Annotated in this window: 2 protein-coding genes; both read left to right on the forward strand. The window is 42.7% G+C overall.

All coding sequences use genetic code 11. The features are described from left to right. The first annotated feature begins 275 nt into the window (after nt 1-275). Nucleotides 276-2,261, forward strand: coding sequence for a lipoxygenase family protein (locus B5D35_RS23330; RefSeq protein ID WP_244556731.1), 1,986 nt, complete (start codon nt 276-278; stop codon nt 2,259-2,261). 15 nt (nt 2,262-2,276) lie between these two features. Next, entirely contained in the window at nt 2,277-2,639 is a 363-nt protein-coding gene (locus B5D35_RS23335; RefSeq protein WP_078754788.1) for a hypothetical protein, read from the forward strand. Nucleotides 2,640-2,840 lie beyond the last annotated feature (201 nt).

Consider the following 2,840-nt stretch of genomic DNA (forward strand, 5'->3'; position numbering starts at 1 on the left):
GCCTGAAACTCAGTATATTGCTTAAGAACCGAACAACTTTAGGCTGCCATGTCTTCCAACCGAATTAAGCAACAAAGCCTGGTGCACTGTCAAAAGAAAGCTTAGAGGCTTATCGCGATGCAAAAATTTCTAGAAATGCTGTAGACCAGTGTTATAGCGGTGGATTTCTAGAAGGCAACTTAGTTGCAATTTTCCACGATGCTCTGGATGGTGAAATTGTAGAAGTAGGACTTGGTGGAGATGAACTGTTAAAGCCTCCTTATCCAGCACCATCTTTGCCGCAACATGATGATGATGCTGATAATTCTCGCAAAGATGCCTTAGATCTTGCCAGAAAGATACACAGGTTCAACTACACCGAATTCCCAGGCGCTGTTATTCATGGAAATGTCGGGTGCCAAGAAATTCAAGATGCATCTGCATGGCAATACCGCGGCACCATATACGAATTAGAAGACAACTTTGGCGTAAACGACCATGATTCAGATTTCTCTGGTGTAAGGCTTTTTGAAGCAACACTTGCATACTGGGATAAGCATATTGATGCTGTTATCGAATACTATCAAGATCCCGTTGGTCAGTATGCAGCAGAGGCGTTTTCAATTGCACTGAGCAATCGATTCGACGGTGACGGACACATAGAAGTTGATGTTATGGATGCTGTTCTCTGGCTTCTTCCGCCTCGAAAATGTAATACCGTCGATGAATTAGACTTTTATCCTACTTTCTGTTCGGATCATCCTGAATATGGACAACGTGTGAAGCAATGGGTAAAACCAGCCTATGATGACGATTTCCGGAACGACGATTTAATTGGTTGGCTAATGACAGCGTCACCCACTCCGCTATTTAATTATTTCAAACCGTACACCGAGCATATGGCGAAGTTTCCTGTTACCAATTATCATTTTAACCGTGTTGCTGGCTTTGAAAATGATGACCTTGACCAAGCAATGGCCGAAGGCAGACTGTTTTATACTGACTTTGAGTTTTTCCACGATCAATCCGTTGCTTGGACAACACTTGAAAATGTTGGTGGTCGCTTGTTCGCTGGGATTGCTTTATTTGCGGTCCCCTCAAATGGTAAAGGCTTAAAAACAGTTGCGATACAACCTACACAGGATCATTTGGGCCACGGTATTTTTGATCCGGCCTATTGGTCATTTCTAGGTTGGGCTGGCTATGGCGCAAACCCTAGACCACCATCAAAAATCATCACACCTGCAGATAACTATTGGGCTTGGCAAATGGCCAAAAACTCAATCACAACCATGACTTCTATGGCTGGTGTGGTTGATCACTTATCTACGCACATTTATCTCGGACCAATCCCGGTTGCTTATTTCCGAAACATCACCGAAAAACACCCTTTGCGAGCACTTTTAGACACGCACCTTATGGCATTGGTAACCAATAACCATGCGGGTGTTTTCTTTTACACGCCCGAAGCTAAAGAACCCGACGACCAATCACCGACTGACTATCCTTCACCCTTCCATGGGTTGCTCACCGGTGCAATCCAGAAACTGTCTGGGTTTAGCAGCGTTTCTTTTGCTACTGCAACCATCAATAAAAAAAATACCTATGATTTTTTTGAACATAGTACACCTTTCGACCGTCATTCCGACCCAGCATACTCGCAGCTTGAGTCTTACCCACAGCATGATGACAACGAAATGTTTCCTATTATTCATGACTGGGTAAACAGCTATATCCGTCTTTACTATGAAAGCAATGAAGACGTCATAAACGATAAGGAACTACAAAATTTCCTTTGGGAGACACGCTACCGTGGAGAGGTTGCCGGCTTCCCAGAAAAAGCCGATAGCGTCACTGAGCTCGTTGACATTGTCACCCGAATTATTTACTGGATGTCAGTCAATCATGCGTTTACTGGATTCGCGTCATTTATGAAGCTCGGTGCACTTGGATTCTACGGTGATAAACCAATTGAACCGACGTGGGGCTACACTGAAAAGGACTGGCTAAATATTTGCCCACCTATGAACACGGGCGCTGGACTATTCTTTTTCTCTCGTCTATTTACCGATCTCCCTGAAGATTGGCACCGTTCACTTGGAAAGTACCCAAAAGGGCAATTTAGGCATGATTCTGATGTGTATCCGCATTTAGTAAGATTCCAATCTCGCTTAAGAGCACTTGACCAAGATCTAAGGGATAAATATGCCTCTTCTGATTGGAAGTTTGGGATGTATGATTTGAGGATGCCATCCACTATCACCGTAAGCCCATGGAATTAATGCAGGAGACCTATTATGACTCAAGTAGATTTATCTCGCAGAGAAAGCATGAAGAAGATGGCAATCATTGGTGGTACATGTGCTGTGCTCTCTCAGACACCTGCCATCACCTCAAAACATCAGCCTGCCGCAAAGTCAGATGATCGTGTAAAAGCAGCGGCAGACAAATTTGACATGACAGAAAGAGAGCAAGATTTATTCTATGTCATGAAAAGAAATTTGATCCATTCAAAGAAAGCAAAAGATGAGCAAATTTATGATTTTGTAAAACTGGTAGCCGAAAATAGCCCTAAAAAACTTGATTTCAAAGTTTCACTAGCCAGCTATCAAAATCAATTCTATCTCATTGAATACTTTATTAAATTCATAAGAGTTTAATATAACCCATCACTAATTTACGAGGCTGGCTGAAGTTCACTCAATTTATTTTCAGCTAGCCCGTATTAGATTCAAACGATCAGACCGACAAGCAAATTGTAGACATACGGGGCTTTGTTGCTTAATTCGGTTGGAAGACATGGCAGCCTAAAGTTGTTCGGTTCTTAAGCAATATACTGAGTTTCAGGCATACCCAGTCCT

Source organism: Enterovibrio nigricans DSM 22720, assembly GCF_900167155.1.
Taxonomy (GTDB): Bacteria; Pseudomonadota; Gammaproteobacteria; order Enterobacterales; family Vibrionaceae; genus Enterovibrio; species Enterovibrio nigricans.

Excerpts from the sequence above, each read along its gene's own strand:
- B5D35_RS23335 (WP_078754788.1), top strand. The coding sequence starts at position 2,277 with ATGACTCAAGTAGATTTATCTCGCAGAGAAAGCATGAAGAAGATGGCA.